Here is a 19871-nt window from a genome sequence, read left to right as displayed (position 1 = left end):
CTCAACTGAGACAGCCTATTTTTTTATATCTTATTCCCCAGCTGCACGACGTTCTTGTAAGATACGTGTGTTTTCTTCCACTTGTTTTTTGCCTAAAGGATAGATGAAGGCTAAAGCAAGAGCTACCATCAAGTAACCCAATGCAGGAACTCCAGTTGCCACTCGGTAAATATTATCTGCTACTGCTTGTGATTGAGAAGCTGCACCAGAGACAAAGCCAATAGCCGTCAATGCAAAGCCCCCTAATCCACCAGCAAATGCTTGTCCAATTTTACGAGAGAAAGAGTAAACTGCATAAATCGTTCCGTCTTCATGATTGCCAGTACGTACTTCTTGGAAGTCAATGATATCGGAGATAAATGCCCAGATAATGATGTTGAAGTAGTTCATACCTAAGTTCCCTAAGAATGAAAATGTTAAGAAAGCCCATACATTATCCAGTTTTAAGAAGAATAAAATTCCATACATTACAGCACTGAAGATCAAAGCGATTGTACCGGATTCTTTTTTCCCAAAACGTGCAGCGATTTTACTTGCAAATGGAGCCAGCAATAATACCCCTACCGTTCCAAGAACACCCGCAATAGCAAGACCTGAAGTATTCGTAAAGTAAACTGTATATAGGTAAGCATTCATTGAACCTACTAACAATTGTGCCAACAATAAGAAAATGGCCGCAGCAATGATTCCCAATAAGGCTCTATTCGTTGTCAATCCTTTAACGATGGTTTTCATTTGCTCACCCATCGACTCAGTTTCAGAAGCATCTTTTTCCGGGAGTTGGATTCTTTCCGTAGACCAGAAGTACAAAAGCGCATACAATACTAAAGCAATAATAGCAAATACACCTGCAACCATTGTAAAGCGTTCAGGAATAATCACTTGATTACCAGAACTATTGGTTGTATAAACAACTAATGGAACAGCAAACGAGATAACGATAGATGCAATACTTGCTCCAACACTACGGAATGTAGATAAAGCCGCATGCTCTTCTGCTTTGTCACTAATTACTGAAGCCATTGAACCATAAGGAATATTGATACCAGTATAGCAAAAACTACCCCAAAATAAGTAAGTTGCATAAACGTAAATCATTTTAGCTGGCATAGACCAATCTTTTACGACATAAACAAACATCAAAAAACCACCAATAACTGCAAATGGAGCTACCCGACGTATCCATGGTCTGAATCTGCCATCTTTTGCCGGTTTAAAAGTATCAACGATGCGTCCCATCCCAATATCTGTAAAAGCGTCTACAATTCGTGCTACTAAGAATAAAGTTCCGACTGCTGCTCCGCTAATCCCTAAAACATTTGTATAGTAAACCATCAAGAACGAACTAGCAAATATAAAGAACATATCGTTGGCCATATCCCCTGCCATATATCCGATTTTATCCTTCATCCCGAAAGGACGTACATCTTTTTTTGCCGCTGTAGCTAAAGTACTATTTTCTTCTACATAACTTTCTTTTGCCATTTTATTTCCTCTTTCCTTTGTGAGTGTTATAGAATACTTTTGTTTTGTAGTATCACAATGTAATACATAGCATCATCAAAGGAAACCCTTTACAAGATTAATATCTCAAAAAAGAATCCGCTTTTTTATTTTTTTGAATAAAATATGTCTTTCTTGTGCACAGAAACACAATCAAAACGTTGCTTTATCAATGATAGCGCTATTTTTAAAAACTTCAAAAATCTAAAAGAATTTTTTTACCAGTTAGTTTAGTAGTCGAGTTTTAGTTTGGAACTTTATCGAGAAAGAAATAGTCTCGGTATTCAAGTTGTAAACTTCATCATCTAGGCGGCCTAGTTGATGTTAATTCTCTGCACTTCATCGTTAAAAAGAAACCTGACAGGAAATGTTTCTCCCTGTCAGGTTTCTTTTTAATATTAGCTGACCGCCTTCCTTTTACGCGTTGCACAATTCAGCCCGCGCTGCTTATCCTACTAAAATATAAACGACGAGAGTTAGGTAAAGAACACCTAATTCTCGTCGTTTATATTTTTTTAACGCCTTGCTTAACTTTCTATCCTAATGGTAATAATTGGTATAATAACGCGGCTACTGCTGCTCCGACTAATGGTCCTACGATGGGAACCCATGCGTATCCCCAGTCAGAGTCGCCTTTATTGGCGATCGGTAAGATTTGGTGAGCGATTCTTGGACCTAAGTCTCGAGCCGGGTTGATGGCATATCCAGTTGTTCCTCCTAATGAAAGACCAATAGATACGATCAATAAACCAACTACGATCGGGTTTAATCCATCTGTAAATTCACCTTGTGTGAAAGCCAATAATCCAAATACTAACATACCCGTACCGATAGCTTCACTAACGATATTGGAAATTGGACTTTTAATTGCCGGACCTGTTGAGAAAACACCAAGGATTGTTTCAGAGTCTTCTGTTGCTTTCCAGTGAGGCATATAGTGAATCCAAACGAGTACTGCTCCAACAATACCTCCTAATATTTGTGCACCCATATAAGGCAATACTAAATCCCAGCTAAATTCTCCTGCTATAGCCATTCCTAATGTTACTGCTGGGTTAATATGCGCCGGGCTTAAAAATCCTGATGAGAAAACAGCTATTGTAACCGCTAGTCCCCAACCTAATGTGATCATCAGCCAACCTGTATTAAATCCTTTTGTTTTATTTAATACAGTGCCCGCCACAACACCGTCCCCTAGTAACACTAAAATCATTGTTCCAATAAATTCTCCAATCAACTGTTGCCATAAAGTTGTGTCCATTCTCTTTCCCTCTCTTTCAATTCCATAGTTTGAATAATTAAGACCGATTTACTTCATGTATCATATCTTCCAACTCGTCACTCATCTTCCTCTTTGTTGCTTCATCCCAGTGATAAAAATCAGCCATGATTTTGATTACCGGCTCTTTGATTTCCTGTAAATGAGGATGATCAAACAATAGTGTATCTGTTCTGCGAGAAAAATAATCAGTGGGAGTCAAAGTCATTTCGTTTTCTAAAGAATACTTCAGTGATAAACCTTCTCCGTGATTTAATCCATGTAATTGATCAAAAGCCTCTGTTTCATTAAATAAGATTTCTGCGTTTGAACCATACCATTCTACTAATCGCATAGCTTCTGATTTGGGCAACCCTAATTGCACACCTTTTGCTGATAATTCTTCTATATATTTACCAAACCCGTCTCCTAATGGAACGTCTCCACCAGAAAGCTTGATGGCTTTTGTTTCAACTTTTGGAAACTCTTTGCCGGATTTCTCTTTCAGCCGTTTTTCAACCAGATCGATCGATCCCTCAGCCATCCGACGGTAATCCGTCAATTTTCCGCCAGCGATGGTCATTAAGCCATCACTCGACTCTTTCAAAGAGCTTCCACGAGATACGGCAGAAGGATCTTTTCCTTTCCCCTCACTGATCAACGGTCTTAATCCTGCCCAGCTGGCTTCAATGTCTTCGTTGGTCAAATGTGCTTCAGGAAAGCGCTGATTGACAGCTTTAAGCAGATATACTATGTCTTCATCAGTCACTTTTGGATCGGCAATGTCGCCTTGATAATCTGTATCCGTAGTCCCAAAATATGTTTTATCCCGTCGTGGTACAATAAATATCATACGATTATCTTGTAAACCAGTATCGGTATAAATAGGTCCATTTACAGGCAATCGGTTCTTGTCCACTACTAAATGCACACCTTTTGTTGGCCGCATCAGACTTTCTGTTTCCGGTGTACTCATTTTTCTTATGGTATCTGACCATGGACCAGTCGCATTTATCACAACAGTCGCTTGGATATCAAATACCTCACCAGTCAGCACATCTTCTGCTTTCACTCCGCAAATTTGTTCCGTTGCATCATAAATAAAATCGACAGCACGAACGTAATTTGCAATGAGCGAGCCGTATCCATGGGCTTTTTTTAATATTTCAAGTGTTAAACGAGCATCATCAGATGTGTAATCCAAATAAACACCGGATTCCAATAATCCATCTTTATTTAGAGCCGGTTCCCGATTCAAGGTATCTTCTCGATCTAAAAAGTAGTGTTTGTATTCTTCTTGCACATCAGATAAGTCGTCATAAAGTTTTAACGCCACTTTTGCTGAAAAAGAATCGAATGAGGCTCCTGATTCTTCATATATTGGAAGCGTCATTGGAGTCGGTTTGACAATATGAGAGGCATTATTGTAGATGATCTCTCGTTCTCGAGAGACATCTGCTACCAATTCGACCTCAATTTGTTTCAAATACCGCAAACCGCCATGGATCAATTTTGTCGAACGACTGCTTGTTCCTGCAGCAAAATCCTGCATTTCAATCAATCCGTTGGAAATGCCTTTAGCTCCGGCTTCTAACAAAATTCCTGCACCAGTGATGCCCCCGCCGATAATCAATAGATCCAGCGGTGTCTGTTTCATAGTCTCGATATTTTCTTGACGAGTCTTTCCTGAAAATGGCATGTTTCCATAACCTCCTTAAAGAACAGCGTCGTGTTTCAAGGATTAGTCTTTGCTTTTTCTTAATGGTTTGTGCTTGAAGACTTTGGTAGCTTCAACAGCATTTTGCCATCCTGCATACAAGTCTTCTCGTTTTTCCTCGTCCATTTCGGGCTCGAATGTAGCATTCTTTTCCCAATATTTTTTGATTTCTTCTTGGCTGCTCCAAAATCCAGTTGCTAACCCTGCAAGATAAGCAGCACCTAAAGCAGTTGTTTCGCTTACTTTAGAACGCTCAATCGTCACATCTAGAATGTCGGCTTGGAATTGCATCAAGAAATCATTATTGGCTGCTCCACCGTCAACACGCATAGTCGTCGTTTCGATGCCGGAATCTTTATTCATCGTGTCGATGACGTCTCTAGTTTGGTACGCTAATGACTCCAAAGTGGCTCTAATAAAGTGTTCTTTAGATGTTCCACGTGTAACTCCGAAGACTGCACCGCGCGCATCTTGGTCCCAATGAGGAGCCCCTAATCCAGTAAAGGCTGGAACAACATAGACATTATCTGTAGTATCTACTTTTTTAGCATACTCTTCTGATTCTGGAGACGCTCTGAACATGCGCATACCATCACGCAGCCATTGGATAGCAGATCCAGCCACGAAAATACTACCTTCTAATGCATACGTTACTTCTCCATTCAACCCGTAAGCGATCGTCGTTAATAGCCCATTTTTAGATTGGATAGGTTCTTTTCCGGTATTCATGATGATAAACGCACCTGTACCATAGGTGTTTTTCACCATCCCTTTTTCGTAACCCGTTTGCCCAAATAATGCAGCTTGTTGGTCCCCGGCAATTCCGGCGATAGGCACTTGTTCTCCATAGAAGTGCTCTGCGATCGTTTTTCCATAAACTTCAGAAGAAGATTTTACTTCAGGAAGCATCGCTTCGGGAATATTTAAAATTTCCAAAATCTCTTTATCCCATTCTAAATCATAAATATTATACAACATTGTTCGACTAGCATTAGAATAATCGGTAACATGAACAGCACCGCCAGTCAGCTTCCAAACAAGCCATGTATCGATCGTTCCAAATAACAATTCACCTTTTTCAGCTCTTTCTTGAGCTCCTTCAACTTTATCCAACAACCATCTAACTTTAGTAGCAGAGAAATAAGAATCGATCACTAAACCAGTTTTTTTGTGGATCATATCTGTGTAGCCGTCATCTTTTAACTTTGTAGAAATATCATTGGTTTGTTTTGATTGCCACACCACTGCATGATAGATTGGGCGGCCATTTTCTTTATCCCACACCACGGTAGTTTCCCGTTGATTGGTGATTCCGATACTATCGATTTCACCGGGTCTAAGTCCTGACTCGATCAAAGCACCGGCAATAACCGTCAACACAGAGATCCAGATTTCATTTGCATCATGTTCTACCCAACCTGGTTCAGGAAAATATTGAGTAAACTCTTTTTGGAAGGTCCATTTCGGGTTCCCTTCCTTATCAAAAATAATAGCTCTGGTACTGGTCGTTCCTTGGTCGATCGACATGATATATTTCTTTTCCATTCTCTTGCCTCCTAAATTTTTTTCGCTTACATTCTTTTAAAATGTAAGCAGTTACTTTTAAAACTACTATAACGTTCTTTATTTAAGGAGTAAAATAATAACCTTCTTATTAGGAAAAGTTTTTTTCTCTGTCACAAATGAGTCATAATGGTTATCTTTTTACGATTTAGTGTTTCATTGTTATAATCTATATGAAGAAGTTAACGGTTGAAATCAATACCCATTCGATAAACAACTTTTTCAAAAAAAAAACAAGGAGCTGAAAATATCGTGAATAAAGCACAGGTAGACATTATCAAAAATGGCAAAGGTTTTATCGCTGCACTGGACCAAAGTGGTGGAAGTACGCCGAAAGCTTTAGCACTTTACGGTGTGGATGAAAATTCATATTCTGATGAAGATACAATGTTTGATCTTGTCCATGAAATGAGAACACGTATTATTACCTCTCCATCATTTAATTCAAATTCGATACTAGGGGCTATTCTTTTTGAGCAGACTATGGACCGTAAGATCGAAGATGACTATACAGCAGATTATTTATGGGATAAAAAAGGCATTGTCCCTTTCTTGAAAATCGATAAAGGTTTGGCAGAAGAAGCTGAAGGCGTTCAATTAATGAAGCCCAATCCAACTTTAGATGACTTATTGAAACGCGCAAACGAACGAAATATTTTTGGTACGAAAATGCGCTCTGTTATCAAAGAACCCAATAGAGACGGCATCCATCAAGTAGTAGACCAACAATTTGAAACAGCAAAACAAATTCTCAATGCCGGTTTAGTGCCGATTATTGAACCAGAAGTCAATATTTACAGTGAAGACAAAGAAAAATGCGAAAGTCTTTTGAAAGAAGAACTCTTAACGTACTTGGATCAACTGGATGACTCTCAAAATGTGATGATCAAGTTATCTATTCCAACAGTCGCTGATTTTTATAGAGAATTGATCGAACATCCTCGCGTTCTGCGAGTAGTGGCTTTGTCTGGAGGTTATCCGCGCGAAGAAGCCAACGAAAAATTGAAAAACAACACCGGCTTGATTGCCAGCTTCTCTCGTGCTCTATCTGAAGGACTATACGCTAATCAATCGGAAGAAGAATTTGATGCGATCTTAAAAGATTCTATTCAAGAAATTTATGATGCATCTGTTTCTTAATTTAAAACCAATAAAAGCCCTTTTCACTAGTCAGTAGTGGAAAGGGCTTTTACTGTAGGATGAAACAAGCTTTGCTCTTTTCTTTAAAAGTACTCTATTGAATGAGTTACTTTTTCAGCAAGTACAGGCGATCAAATTCAATGGCTACTTCATAGGCTCCGACTTCTTCTTGGATTTTCTTTTGGATAGAGGCGTGGAGGGCTTGGTTAGTAGTCTTTTCAATATTATCAGGAACTACTAAATCAAAACGAATAATAGCTGTTCCATTTTTTTCTTCCACACGAAAATCATGGAACTTAAGATTCAGTTGATAGGATTGCAAGATGCGTTTGACTTGTTTGTAAATGTTCGTTTGTTCCTCATTCTGGATTGCGATCGGGTCCAAATGACACACCAACTCTACCTCTAACTGTTCTTTAAATTCTTTTTCAATAGTATCGATTACGCGATGGGCTTCTGTCAAACTCCAGCTGTCATCGATCTCGATATGAATAGTAGCAAATGTTTTGTTTGGGCCATAATGGTGGAGCAGTAAATCATGGTAACCCACGATAGCCGTATAATTGTCTAAAAACTGCGTGATTTTTTCTATTTCTTGTTCATTTGGTCTTGGACCAAGCAAGTCATCAATTGAGTCGCGTATGATTTGGATTCCATTGTATAAAATATACACCGCAATCAATGTACCAGCATAACCGTCTATTTGCCAGCCAAAAAGAACTTCTACGATGGAGGCACCTAACACAACCAATGTGGTGTAAACATCGTTGTAACTGTCTTGAGCCGCTGCTTCAATAGCATTGGAATGGATCGTATTTGCTACTCGCTTATAGAAATACCCCTGACACACCTTTATCATCACTGAGACTATCAACAGGATAAAAACAAGCGGTGTCGTGGATAAAGGCTCTGGATTCAAGATGCGTTGAATGGAAGTTAATAAAAATTGAAATCCCACAAACATGATCCCGATGGAAACCATTAGTCCGATGATGTATTCAGAACGTTCGTGACCGTATGGGTGTTCTTTATCTGCAGGTTTGGCAGCCATATGAAAACCAAATAATGTAAGGATAGAGGACGCGAAATCTGCCATGCTATTGATTGCATCTCCTATAATAGAGACGCTTCCAGATATCCAGCCTGCACTTAATTTAAACAGAAAGAGAAGCAGGTTGGAAAATAAGCCTATTTTACCAGAGAAAATCCCAATCTGAGAACGACTCCCTTTTTTTAGCTGCTGATTAAGGTAATAATCTATCCATTTTTTCATCGTTTACAAGACTCCTAAAATATAGTATTCGTCCATTATAACAAAAGAATCGAATTTTTCACGTCATTTTTCAGCTCAGATGGTTCCTTTTTAACAACAATAAAAGAATGAGAACTTTTAGTAACCCAAAAGTTCTCATTCTTTAACTGTTGTCAAACTTAGACCACATTCAGCGTTCTTCGATTTTCTGGAAGATCAATTTTCCGATGTCCTGCATCCAAGCATACATTTGAGCTTCATCTTGGACGTCCATAGCAAGAGCTGCGATATACACTTTCTTGTCTTTGTAGCGGAATAAAGCCACATCATGCAAGACAGTGTTGTCTTCATCTGTTTTATTTAATATTTCCAGAATAGGGATATTTTTTTCGGTTAATGATCCAGGCAATCCGTTTCGAAATTGTTGATTTAATAAAGGAAATTCAATTTTTTCTTGCCACTCCAGATTCTGTTCTCCTAATTGAATGATGTCTTTCATCACTGCAATGGCTCCCTTAGGAGAGATTTCATTGGTCAAGCCAGAAGCATAATCCATCAAGTAACGTCTTAGCTTCACATCTTTTTTCCATTCTTTTGTTTCGATCCATTCTTGAATCGTTCTGAGCCCAACATGGGCGATCAATTGGTTGGTCGCTTCATGATCTGAAACAGCGATCATCATTGTCAGCAAATCTTCTATGGTCCATTTTTCGATTCGGGGCAGTAAATGCAGTACCCCTTTGCCTGCGATCCGTCTTTCCGTTGGTACAATGATTTCTTCCAGCAGATCCATTTGCCCACGAACAGCTTTTTCATAGTAAAATAAATAGATGGGCAACTTGGTCAGATTTGCTGCTGTAAACAGCTTTTCTGCTTGCCACGTTACCATTTTATCCCCTACTGAGACCATCAAGCCTTTAGTGTCTAAGGGCGTATACTGCTTGTTCACAGCAATGAGTTCTTTTTCCCATTCCATAAAGATCCCTCGCTTTCACAGAAATTAGGTGTTCCTATTTAGCTACCTAACGAAGTTCTTCCTGACACAACCATTACTCTGACTGCATTTTACCTGTTGTTTCCTCACTATCATCATATAGCTTTCTTGTCTTAAAAGCCACTGATTAGTCATCGCACAATTTACTAACTTAGGGCAACAAAAAGTGACCGCATTCCTTTAACGGCCACTTTCCTGCTTATAATATTCCAACGACTTTTGTGCCATGTACTTCTTGCACCGCTAATTCTTGTTGGATTTCTTCTAAATTATCTTGCGTGATTCCTCCACCGGGCAAAATAATGATCCGGTCTCCAGCATAATTGATCCCTTCTCTTAATTTGACAAAATGCTCTTCAATCGGAGTAGTCAAAGGACCTCCGTGTGTTAAAATACGTGAAAAGCCTGCGTCACATAACCAATCGATAGTTTTCTGCTGAAAATCTTCCGCAATCTCATCAAATGCCATATGGAATGTCTTCTCCATGGAACCGCCATACTTAACGACTTGACGTAAAAAATCTTTGTCCAGCTCTTTCTTTTCCGTTAAAGCTCCAATAACAATGCCATCAACCCCAGCATGTTGAGCCAGTTGAATGTCTCGCAGCATAATAGCCTTTTCGATATCGTCATATACAAAATTACCGCCACGAGGACGGATGATGGCCATAACCGGAACCGCCTTGGTTTTGCAATAAGCTATTGCTTGTTCCATTACACCTAAACTGACCGTTGTTCCCCCAACAGCCAAGTTATCACACAGTTCAATTCGATCGGCTCCTTGTTGAATAGCTTTAGGAATCTTGGTGAAGTTTTCTACGCAGACTTCTTTTAACATACTATCTCCTCGTTCCTTTTGATTATCCTACTAACCGTTTTTGGCAAAGCTTATAAAAATGATGTAGTGTTCCTGTTAAACCAGCTTCTCGAGAAAAATCAAACATAGGATTTTCTTTGACTAAATACTCCTGAACCGTTCCTTCATAAATCAATTCGACTTGTTCAAGTTGTCTAAAGTCATCCGGTGTCGTCAGGTGCGGAGCTTTATCATGCAGCTGAATATCGGCTTCTTTCAGTGCATGAGCTACAAATTGTGAGCAAAAATAAGCATTGTCACGATTAAAGTCTCTGTGCAGCACGATCGCTAACAGGCCTAAAAAGTTGTACTTATATTTGTCTTTGTCTTTCTCAAATTGACTCATCATAAACTGCAGCTGTTTGTATTGCAGTGGCGTGACCTCTAAACTGTAGAGCTCACAAAAAGCTTCGTTTAATAGATGTGCTGTCACATCTTCTCGAACAAAACCTCCAAAAAACGGATTATAGACATTCTTTCTTGCGAAACTGTAAACTTGAGTCAACTGATTGTCTAAAGCTAAAGAGGCATGATTGTAAGGTTTACGTGTATATTTTTTAATCGCTGTATTCAAAACAGTTCCTGTATCCGTTAAAAGCAAGTAAATTTTCATTTTTCCCCTCTGTTTTTCATTCTATGATAGTATCTTACTACTGATTATGTACTGCTTATTCGATGCGTTCTGTTCTCTACATCTAAATTTTAGTATAGCACAATTTTTTCGTGACGCGAGCACAAAAAAACGACGATTATTCGTCGTTTTTAGGCTTATTTTATTAAGGGTAACGGATATATTGTTGCTGCCCTATCATTTGCTCGACATTTATTTTAACTCCGTAATCGAAATTCAGCTGCAGCATCTCTTCACGATTTTCAGCTTCAATTAAATCTAACGTATGTAGACTATTCTTCAATCTTTCTTTATTTTTTGTTAGTTCTTTAACAAAATACCGTTGATTTTTAGTCAACTTCTTCCATTCTGCAGTAGTTTCTAAATACGCTACATAGGCTTCTATTTCAGCATTTTTTTCCAATAACAATTTGAGCGTATCGTATTGGTACAGATTGACTATCGCAGCTGTTTTTTGTGTCTTTCTAACATCGTCTACGGTAATCTCTTCCCGAATCAATACATCTTTTTCATAATAGTCCTTGTATTCTAAAATGCATTGATTGTATTCCTGGTGCCACTCCCACAGTTTTTGGTAGGCTTGATGTCCTGCAATGACCTCTGATAGTTCACTATCCACAGGAATCGCTAAAGGAAGCGTATAATAATCTAGATCGATTTTCAAGTGGTCTTCTCCAATAGAAAAAATATTTTTGCTGATATCGGCAAATGTAGACAAGTATGTCTGTGCTTCGTAAGCTTCAGCTTTCACTTCTTCTCCATCCAAAGTAAAATAAGCTGTCCCTACACTTTCTCCACCTTTAGTAAATCCTGTCATATAATACAATTTTCCATTTACACGGTAAGAAATCGGATTGATAAACGTTCCTTCTGTCCATGTTCTGAATTTCTTCATTCTTTTTGTTAACTGTTTAATGGTATTTTTATCCATTTTTTTCTCCTCATACTTTTTTTCTAATTGAATTCCAATCCAGTATAGCAAACTTTTTACTGGTAATCGTCAAAAAAGCACCGAAAGACTTCGCTGCTTTTTCACCGATAGTTATAAAATTACTATTTTGTTTGTTGGAGAGTCTACATTAATAAGCAGTTAATCCGCCATCTACAATAAACTCAGAACCTGTTGAATAGCTGGATTCATCAGAAGCTAAATACAATACAAGGTTGGTTACTTCCTCAGACTGAGCAACTCTTTTCAATGGAATTTGTTTTGCAAAAGCCTCTATAACAGCCTTTGTATCTTCTTGAACCACCATCGGAGTTGCAATCACACCTGGATGCACTGAATTAACACGGATACCATAATTGGCACATTCTCTTGCAGCAGCTTTTGTCAAACCGCGAACAGCAAATTTAGTATCAGTATAGCCAACAGCTCCCCCAACGATACCGTTCATAGAAGAGATATTCACAATAGAACCGCCACCGGCTTTTTGCATAGACGGAACCACTGTTTTCATTCCTAAGAATACAGAAACTTGATTGATCTCCACAATGCGGCGGTAATCTTCTTCCGTTGTGTCTAGTAGAGATTTGCCATTGTGATGCCCGTATTGTTGACTAAGACATCCACTGGTCCAAATGTTTCTTCCGTTTTAGCAACAACAGCAGCCCACTCTTCTGCAATAAAGCGTCTTGCATGAGACTCACCCATACCTTGAGCAGCACCAGTAATAATGATAACTTTTTCTTCTAAACGAGCCATAAAAAAACTCCAGTTCCAGTAATAAAATCATTTTTATTTTTTAATGTTATTTCAATAAACCCTAGCTTCTTTCAGTGCTTCCGTACCTTTAGGAGTAATTTCTAAATAAATCGCTCTACAATCATTCTTATCATACATCCGTTTTACCAATTCAAGCTTGGCCAGTTTTTCTGCCATTTTTGTACTCGTACTTTTGGAATACCCTAATGGTTCAGTCAAGTCAATGTGCTTTACCGGACCTTTGGCTTCTATCTTACTTAAAACACTAATGGTTGATATGCCAATAGGATAAGAAAAATCTTTAGTAAATCGAACAATATTTCCATTGATTACCTGTTCAATCATATGAGTTAGTTTGAAAATATTCGTTGCATTCTCCATTTAAACCTCCTATGAAGCTATAACCTGCGTACTAATTTTGACCAGTTTCCACGGTCAACTAAATACGCTTACAAAATAACAGTAGAGCAATGATTGTTAGGAACTTCAGACTGGTTGACCCTCCTTTATAACTCAATTGTTTCTATGTAAACAATTTAATTTAGAAGTATCTAGCTAAATTAAATTATTTGTCCTATATTTTGAGGTTCCATATTGGCACATATGCAATTAGAAGCAGATGAATGCTTTATACATTCCCCTGCCTCTAATACCCTATTTCTTTTCACATCCATACGTCACTTTGATAGCCATCTTTATGCTCTAAAGAATGTTTTACTTTTGCAGGTATTCTGTCTGTATTTCCTGCTTGAAATAACTTTAATGATATTCATCCAGAATTTGTTGGGTAATCTCTTGGGGCGTTCCGCTGGAAATAATTAAATCTGTATCTTCAGGCGATTCCAGCTCTTTAGTTGCTTGACAGAAATCGATTCTCTTTTCAATGGATTCTAAAGTATCGCCTCTATTTTTCATACGTTCTATCATTTCTTCTTCGGTAATTTGAAAAAAGATCACTTTCGTTTCCTTTGCAAATTGTTCCTTCATCACACGAGCGCCATTTTTATCTAAGGTCACTTGCACTGTGTCGTACTTTCTCAACTTGCTTTCGACTTCTCTCACAGATAAACCATAAATATTCTCAGCATAAAAAGTTTGTTCAATAAACGGTTCTTCCTTCATTTGTTCGTTGGTTCGGAAATAATAATGGATTCCATTCTCTTCTCCTAAACGCGGCTTTCTTGTCGTTGACGTTACCAATTTAGGGATACCTTTTTCGACCAGCAAATCACTCACGGTTGATTTCCCGCTGCCGCTCGGTCCAACTAAAACCAAAATCCTTTTCTGACTTGGCATTTCCTTCCTCCTTGTTATTTCTCGATAGTGTTTTTATTGTACCAAAAAAGACTTGAAAGGTTGATTAATTTATATTAAAAATCAAAAAAGAAGAGATTATGGCAAATCCATCTGTAAACAGGAAGAGACCAGTTTTTTTCTGCGTTTTTCCTTTGACAAAAGAATAAATATAGTGTAAATTGTTCTAGGTGCGAATTTTAATTAGATGCAAATCTTTAAAAGTTCGTGTTTTTTTGTGTGCTAATAGAGCAACACTAAATAAAGAAACGAGGAATAATCATGAAAATTTTTGATTACGAAGACGTTCAATTGATCCCTAATAAAAGTATTGTAAGAAGTCGTTCAGAATGCGACACTACTGTTACTTTAGGAAACCATACATTTGCATTGCCTGTTGTTCCGGCGAATATGCAAACTGTTATTGATGAAGAATTAGCTGAAAAATTAGCGGCCAACAATTATTTCTATGTTATGCACCGCTTTGATGAAGCCAGCCGTATCCCATTTATTGAAAAAATGCACGCTAAAGGTCTTTTTGCTTCTATTAGTGTAGGAGTAAAACAAAACGAATATTCATTTATCGAAGAATTAGCTGAAAAAGCATTGATCCCAGAATATATCACGATTGATATTGCTCATGGTCATTCACAATCGGTTATCGATATGATCCAACACATCAAAAAACATTTGCCAGAATCATTTGTGATCGCTGGAAATGTAGGTACTCCAGAAGCTGTTCGTGAATTGGAAAATGCTGGAGCAGACGCTACAAAAGTCGGCGTGGGTCCTGGGAAAGTTTGTATCACGAAATTAAAAACTGGATTCGGTACTGGCGGTTGGCAATTAGCGGCTATCAATTGGTGTGCTAAAGCTGCGCGCAAACCGATTATTGCTGATGGTGGAATCCGTGATCACGGTGACATCGCTAAATCAATCCGTTTTGGTGCTTCAATGGTCATGATCGGTTCATTATTTGCAGGTCACGAAGAATCTCCAGGACACACGATTGAAAAAGACGGTAAAAAATACAAAGAATACTTTGGTAGTGCTTCTGAATACCAAAAAGGCGAACGCAAAAACGTCGAAGGTAAGAAAATCATGCTTGAACACAAAGGCAGCATCAAAGATACCTTAGTTGAAATGAAACAAGACTTACAATCCTCTATTTCATACGCTGGCGGAAAAGATCTCGAAGCCATCCGTAAAGTAGACTACGTACTGGTTAAAAACTCAATCTTTAACGGAGACCGCTAGAGAGCGGAACAGAGCGTTCAGACCACTGGCTATAAGAAGGAGCAGTCCAGTTGGTGCTTTTTATCAACAGGACTGCTTCGGCTTATAGACATGTGGTCTGCTCTGTGCAGCTCGTCTTAGATAGAGAGAGTGGAGCGCGGCGTTTAGATTACCGGCTATAAGAAGAAAAGGGTCAGTTAGGTGAACTTTCCTAACAGACCCTTTTCAGCTTATCGACGTGCAATCTGCCGCGCGCAACTCGTCTAAAGAGAGCGGAACAGAGCGTTCAGACCACTGGCTATAAGAAGGAGCAGTCCAGTTGATGCTTTTTATCAACAGGACTGCTTCGGCTTATAGACATGTGGTCTGCTCTGTGCAGCTCGTTTTAACTAAAGAGTGGCTAAAAGTAGATTCTACAATATTTGACATTGGTAAGTAGAAAATACACTTCTGTTTAACTCTAACCCCATTAGAAACTCATTCTTAGAAATTACTGGAGGAATATGGGGTTGCTTATAGCCATGAAAAGGATGTAAAAAAAGGAAACACTGTGGGCGTACGCCCAAGTGTACCATGCTTGTAAGCTGCTGAAGCAGCAACAATCATGGCTTTCCATAAGCAACCCTATAGGCCGGAGGAAATTTCTTTACTAACGTTAGAAGATGAAGATCCTAAAAGTAAAAACATCAAGGAGAACCTCCTTGGTGTTTTTTTTGCAAAATGATACTACCTATCTTTTTAACTCTTCCATTGACTAGTAAAAAAAGAGGTTCTAGCCGCAATTAATCGCAGCCAGAACCTCTTTTATTTGCACAGCTTAAAATGTATCAATCGTAAAGCTGATTTGTTTCGTGTCTCCTGATTCCAGTAAAATAATGCCGTCTTTTTCTTCTAACGTGCCTATTTCACCAGCAATATCTGGAAGTCCAAAGAAGGGCTCGATACAAATAAATGGTGCGTCGATTTGTTCTTTTGTCCATAGACATAGATATGGGAAGTCACTGACGTTTAAGGTTACCCCATGTTCTTCAGGACTAGTCAAGGTAATTTGATTCAATTTTGGCTCATCAATAATAATCAAACCGTCACGGAATGTTTCATGATTCATTTGCATCACACCATCGCGCATTTCACGAAGCACTTTTCGGTTTCCACTACGATAAGGCAGTGGGTTGCTTTCGAAGTATCTAACCTCTTCTTTTGGACTGATCGTAATCGTGTAATCTTCGTAGTTGCCGGCTCCGTTTAACGGAACGTTGAAAGCAGGATGACCTCCGATAGAAAACGGCATGCGTTCTTCTGAATGGTTATCCACTTTATAGCTCACAGAGACTAGTGAACCGATTAACGTGTACTCAATGGTCAATGTAAACTTATAAGGATACATTTCCGCTGATTGTTCGTTGTTCTGTAACGTGAATACCGCTTTTTCATCCGATTCTTTGATGGCTTCAAAGTCCATTTCCTTCGCAAAGCCATGTTGCGGCAGCTCGAAGACAGCGTCGCCTTTTTTGTATTTGTACTCATTCAAACGGCCAATGATCGGGAACAAGTTCGGCGCGTGGCTGCCCCAGTATTCGGGATTTCCATTCCAAAGGTAGTCAAAACCTGCTTTCTTATTGTAAATCTTTTGCAATTCTGCTCCTTTAGATGAAATCTCAACAAGCAGTTCTTCATTTTCCAATGTAATCACGTAAATCCCTCCAAAAATAAAATCGTTTTTCTTTTTCATCATAAATCTTTTTCTACTTTTTAGCTAACAGAACATTTTAATTAAACAGAGGAATGTGTCTTCTTATTCTCATAGCGATCAAAACAGCTAACCCGGCTTTTACCAAATCGCCTGGTATAAACAAGCCCATTCCTGTCCAAAAGACTTGTGTAATGGAATAGCCTGCTCCTAAGTAACCATTTAAAATCAGAGCCATGTAAGGCATTCCAATCAAGTAAGTAAGGAAAGTCCCGACTATCGTTGCTTTCGCGTAAGAAACCATGTTGTTTTCCCACTTGAGCAACATCCTGCTCATTGCCCATGCTGCTAAAATAAAGCCGAACAAAAAGCCAAAGCTGGGACTCAGTACTGATTGACCTCCGCCAAACACTAATTTCAGCACCACATGCAGCACTTGCGTCAATAAGGCGGCTTTTGGTTTTAACAACAGACCTGTCACCAGTACAAAAAGAGTCTGCAGAGTAAACGGTACGGGTCCCATCGGAATAAGGATAAATCCGCTTATAAACGTCAAGGCAGCCATCAGACTGATTTGCGTAAGGTCTCTAACCGATAAAGTCATTTTTCATTACCTCCCACCAATCGAATGCTGATTTCTCCATAACGCAAGGTCTTCATTTGTCCATCGTTCAGTTCCACAATTAATCCGCCTTCGTCATCAATCGCTCGCGCAGTCCCGCTCATGACTTTCTGTTTGTCTGTAAACGAAACTGCCTGACCCAAAACGAAACAGCGTTTCCGGTATTCGTCCAAATACTGGATACTGTCTAAATGTTGGTATATATCATCTAGCTGGTTGATAATTTCTGCTGCTAGATGATTGCGCGTCAACGTTACTTCTTGCTCTTGGAATAAAGCGCCGATAATGGATCGAAACTCTTCAGGAACTGAATCAGAAACTTTAAAATTCAATCCGATCCCTATGATAATGGAATCAATCGTTCCCGTTTCAAAATTCAGGATTCCTTCTGTCAAAATACCGCAAATTTTGCGTCCGTCAAGAAAGATATCGTTCACCCATTTGATTACGGGTTGTTTACCAGTTAGTTTCTCAATCGCTTGACATACCGCTACTGCTGCTACTGTAGTGATGGAAGCTGCGTTCAACTGGTCCTTATTTTTGTAGATCAAGCTCATGTACAGACCTGTTTGGTGAGGAGAGTAAAACTGTCTGCCTAAACGACCTCTTCCTTTTGTCTGTTCTTCCGCTAATAAGATTCCTTTGTTGATAGAGCGCTCATTAATGATGTTTTTAGCTTCATCATTTGTGGAACCGATTTGCGGATACACTTCAATGAAATCCGGTTCTTCTTTGAGCAGGGAATGCAGAACGGTTTTAGATAAAATATCCGGCTCATTGGTCAAGAGGTAGCCTTTGTTGGTAGTGGCTTCTATTTGAAAGCCTTCTGACTGCAATGATTTGATCGCTTTCCAGACAGATGTTCTTGAGACAGCTAAATGGTCGGCTATTTCCTGACCTGACACTGCTGATTCTTTATGCTGGTTTAAATAATCCAATACACGATTTTTTGTTGCCATTTTTTCACGCTCCGTATGTCATTTCTTATCTTCAGTTTACTTTTATTCCGCTCGTTGTCAACCATATTTTTTTAAAGGGTAACAATAAGCATGAACAATCCTAACGTTAGACAGCTAAAGAAACAAATTTATTCAACGTATCGTTGGTTTGGCTATTATTCAAAAAAAACTGCAATCTTCTATATAGAAGATTGCAGTACTATTTGCTATTCAATATCCAAAGGCACTCTTTTTGTTGGAGCTGGAAATGCTTGATCCAGTCTGTCCAACTCTTCTGAAGTCAATTTGATATCTTGAGCAGCGATGTTTTCTTTCATGTGTTCCAGATTTCCGGTACGTGGAATAGCAATGGTATTTTGTTGATGAAGAATAAAGGACAAAATTACTTGCATTTCGCTTACTTGATGCTTTTTAGCGATAGCTTGAATCGTATCGTTATGCTGCAAGCCTGAATTTAAATTACCGCCTTGTCCCATTGGGCAATACGCCATCACAGGTATGCCTATACTGTCCATATAAGGTTTCAAAGCAACCTCGATACCGCGTGAGCCTAGGTGGTACAATACTTGATTGATTTGATTTTGGTCACCATCAGCTTTATTCCGCAATGATGCTACTTCTTCTAAATCAAAATTGGAGATTCCCCAAGCTTTGATTTTACCTTCTGCTTTTAATTCTTCAAAGACTTCGATCGTTTCTTGCAGCGGCACTTGTCCAAGCCAGTGCAATAAATAAAGGTCCAAATAATTTGTTTGCAATCGTTCCAAGCTGGCGTTTAAACTTTGACGCATTCTTTGTTTACTCGCATTTTGAGGCAATACTTTTGATACTAATTTAAAACTTTCTCTATCGAAACCTTGAATCGCGTCACCCACTAACTTTTCAGAATTTCCATTACCATACATTTCGGCAGTATCAATTAACGTCACACCATGTTGCAGCGCATATTGAATCACTTCTTTTTCTTGCTGGTGATTCTCTTGTCTATCCCCCAAATGCCACGTCCCTATGCCAAATTTAGGATATTCTTCCCCATTTGGTAATTTAACCATTCTATCCCTCCTTGTAGACTTACTTTATCAAATCAAATCAGGTATAGGAAACTGGAACGCGTCAGCGTGGAGAAAAAAGTTTGTTCCCTCGGAAGTATTCATCAAGTGACACTTCTTTTGTACCTCACTTGATCACTAAATCCGCTTTATTCTTCAAGTGAGACTTCTTTTGAGACTCACTTGATCACTAAATCCACTTTATTCTTCAAGTGACGCTTCTTTTGTACCTCACTTGATCAGTAACGCCACTTTATTCTTCAAGTGACGCTTCTTTTGTACCTCACTTGATCACTAAATCCGCTTTATTCTTCAAGTGAGACTTCTTTTGAGACTCACTTGATCACTAAATCCACTTTATTCTTCAAGTGACGCTTCTTTTGTACCTCACTTGATCAGTAAC

At 38.8% G+C, this 19871-nt stretch carries 17 protein-coding genes and 1 pseudogene; 2 read left to right on the top strand and 16 right to left on the bottom strand.

All coding sequences use genetic code 11. The annotated features are described in order from the left end of the window. Positions 1-30: 30 nt before the first annotated feature. The 4 genes from ACEN36_RS03255 to glpK form a co-directional block, all read right to left on the bottom strand. Positions 31-1485, bottom strand: a complete 1455-nt coding sequence (locus ACEN36_RS03255) for an MFS transporter (protein ID WP_407125939.1) — start codon at positions 1483-1485, stop codon at positions 31-33. Between the two features lie 553 nt (positions 1486-2038). Beyond that, a complete protein-coding gene (locus tag ACEN36_RS03250) occupies positions 2039-2764 on the bottom strand; it encodes an MIP/aquaporin family protein (RefSeq protein ID WP_407102320.1) in 726 nt (241 codons plus the stop codon). Positions 2765-2801: 37 nt separating this feature from the next. Continuing rightward, the gene (locus ACEN36_RS03245) at positions 2802-4460 is read right to left on the bottom strand and encodes an FAD-dependent oxidoreductase (protein WP_407125938.1); all 1659 of its coding nucleotides are present in this window, start codon (positions 4458-4460) and stop codon (positions 2802-2804) included. A 42-nt stretch (positions 4461-4502) separates the two neighbouring features. Next, positions 4503-6023 (bottom strand): glycerol kinase GlpK, encoded by a 1521-nt coding sequence (gene glpK, locus ACEN36_RS03240; protein WP_407125937.1) that lies wholly within the window; start codon positions 6021-6023, stop codon positions 4503-4505. A 270-nt stretch (positions 6024-6293) separates the two neighbouring features. Here glpK and ACEN36_RS03235 point away from each other — a divergent pair, with 270 nt between their 5' ends. Next, entirely contained in the window at positions 6294-7181 is an 888-nt protein-coding gene (locus tag ACEN36_RS03235) for a fructose bisphosphate aldolase (protein WP_407096409.1), read from the top strand. 106 nt (positions 7182-7287) lie between these two features. Here ACEN36_RS03235 and ACEN36_RS03230 read toward each other — a convergent pair whose 3' ends face one another. The 8 genes and pseudogenes from ACEN36_RS03230 to ACEN36_RS03195 all read right to left on the bottom strand — a co-directional run bounded on the left by ACEN36_RS03230 (position 7288) and on the right by ACEN36_RS03195 (position 13915). Continuing rightward, on the bottom strand, positions 7288-8454 hold the full coding sequence (locus tag ACEN36_RS03230; RefSeq protein WP_407096408.1) for a cation diffusion facilitator family transporter: 1167 nt from the start codon (positions 8452-8454) through the stop codon (positions 7288-7290). Positions 8455-8623: 169 nt separating this feature from the next. After that, a complete protein-coding gene (locus tag ACEN36_RS03225) occupies positions 8624-9409 on the bottom strand; it encodes a serine hydrolase (RefSeq protein WP_407125936.1) in 786 nt (261 codons plus the stop codon). A 217-nt stretch (positions 9410-9626) separates the two neighbouring features. After that, entirely contained in the window at positions 9627-10265 is a 639-nt protein-coding gene (locus ACEN36_RS03220; RefSeq protein ID WP_407096406.1) for a copper homeostasis protein CutC, read from the bottom strand. A 22-nt stretch (positions 10266-10287) separates the two neighbouring features. Beyond that, entirely contained in the window at positions 10288-10896 is a 609-nt protein-coding gene (locus ACEN36_RS03215) for a hypothetical protein (protein WP_407096405.1), read from the bottom strand. Between the two features lie 163 nt (positions 10897-11059). Continuing rightward, positions 11060-11845 carry a hypothetical protein gene (locus tag ACEN36_RS03210; RefSeq protein ID WP_407102325.1) on the bottom strand — a complete coding sequence of 262 codons (786 nt, stop codon included), beginning with the start codon at positions 11843-11845 and terminating at the stop codon, positions 11060-11062. 148 nt (positions 11846-11993) lie between these two features. Further along, positions 11994-12619: pseudogene (locus tag ACEN36_RS03205) on the bottom strand (SDR family NAD(P)-dependent oxidoreductase). A 51-nt stretch (positions 12620-12670) separates the two neighbouring features. Further along, positions 12671-13000, bottom strand: a complete 330-nt coding sequence (locus ACEN36_RS03200; RefSeq protein WP_407096403.1) for a MarR family winged helix-turn-helix transcriptional regulator — start codon at positions 12998-13000, stop codon at positions 12671-12673. 378 nt (positions 13001-13378) lie between these two features. Beyond that, entirely contained in the window at positions 13379-13915 is a 537-nt protein-coding gene (locus tag ACEN36_RS03195) for an AAA family ATPase (protein ID WP_407096402.1), read from the bottom strand. Positions 13916-14194: 279 nt separating this feature from the next. On the opposite strand from ACEN36_RS03195, the gene guaC reads away from it, so the two are divergent. Then, positions 14195-15169, top strand: coding sequence for a GMP reductase (gene guaC, locus ACEN36_RS03190; protein ID WP_407102326.1), 975 nt, complete (start codon positions 14195-14197; stop codon positions 15167-15169). A 796-nt stretch (positions 15170-15965) separates the two neighbouring features. Here the strand turns inward: guaC and ACEN36_RS03185 are convergent. From ACEN36_RS03185 to ACEN36_RS03170, 4 genes are all read right to left on the bottom strand, one after another. Beyond that, positions 15966-16883, bottom strand: coding sequence for an aldose 1-epimerase family protein (locus tag ACEN36_RS03185; protein WP_407125935.1), 918 nt, complete (start codon positions 16881-16883; stop codon positions 15966-15968). Positions 16884-16917: 34 nt separating this feature from the next. Then, entirely contained in the window at positions 16918-17442 is a 525-nt protein-coding gene (locus tag ACEN36_RS03180) for a biotin transporter BioY (protein ID WP_407102328.1), read from the bottom strand. Continuing rightward, entirely contained in the window at positions 17439-18419 is a 981-nt protein-coding gene (locus tag ACEN36_RS03175) for a biotin--[acetyl-CoA-carboxylase] ligase (protein ID WP_407096398.1), read from the bottom strand. Before ACEN36_RS03175 ends, ACEN36_RS03180 begins: the two co-directional genes overlap by 4 nt. Positions 18420-18625: 206 nt before the next feature. Continuing rightward, the gene (locus ACEN36_RS03170; RefSeq protein WP_407125934.1) at positions 18626-19471 is read right to left on the bottom strand and encodes an aldo/keto reductase; all 846 of its coding nucleotides are present in this window, start codon (positions 19469-19471) and stop codon (positions 18626-18628) included. Positions 19472-19871: the final 400 nt, after the last annotated feature.

This window comes from Desemzia sp. FAM 23989 (genome assembly GCF_045528345.1).
Lineage (GTDB): Bacteria > Bacillota > Bacilli > Lactobacillales > Carnobacteriaceae > Desemzia.
This window is presented reverse-complemented; position numbering and strand designations above follow the sequence as displayed.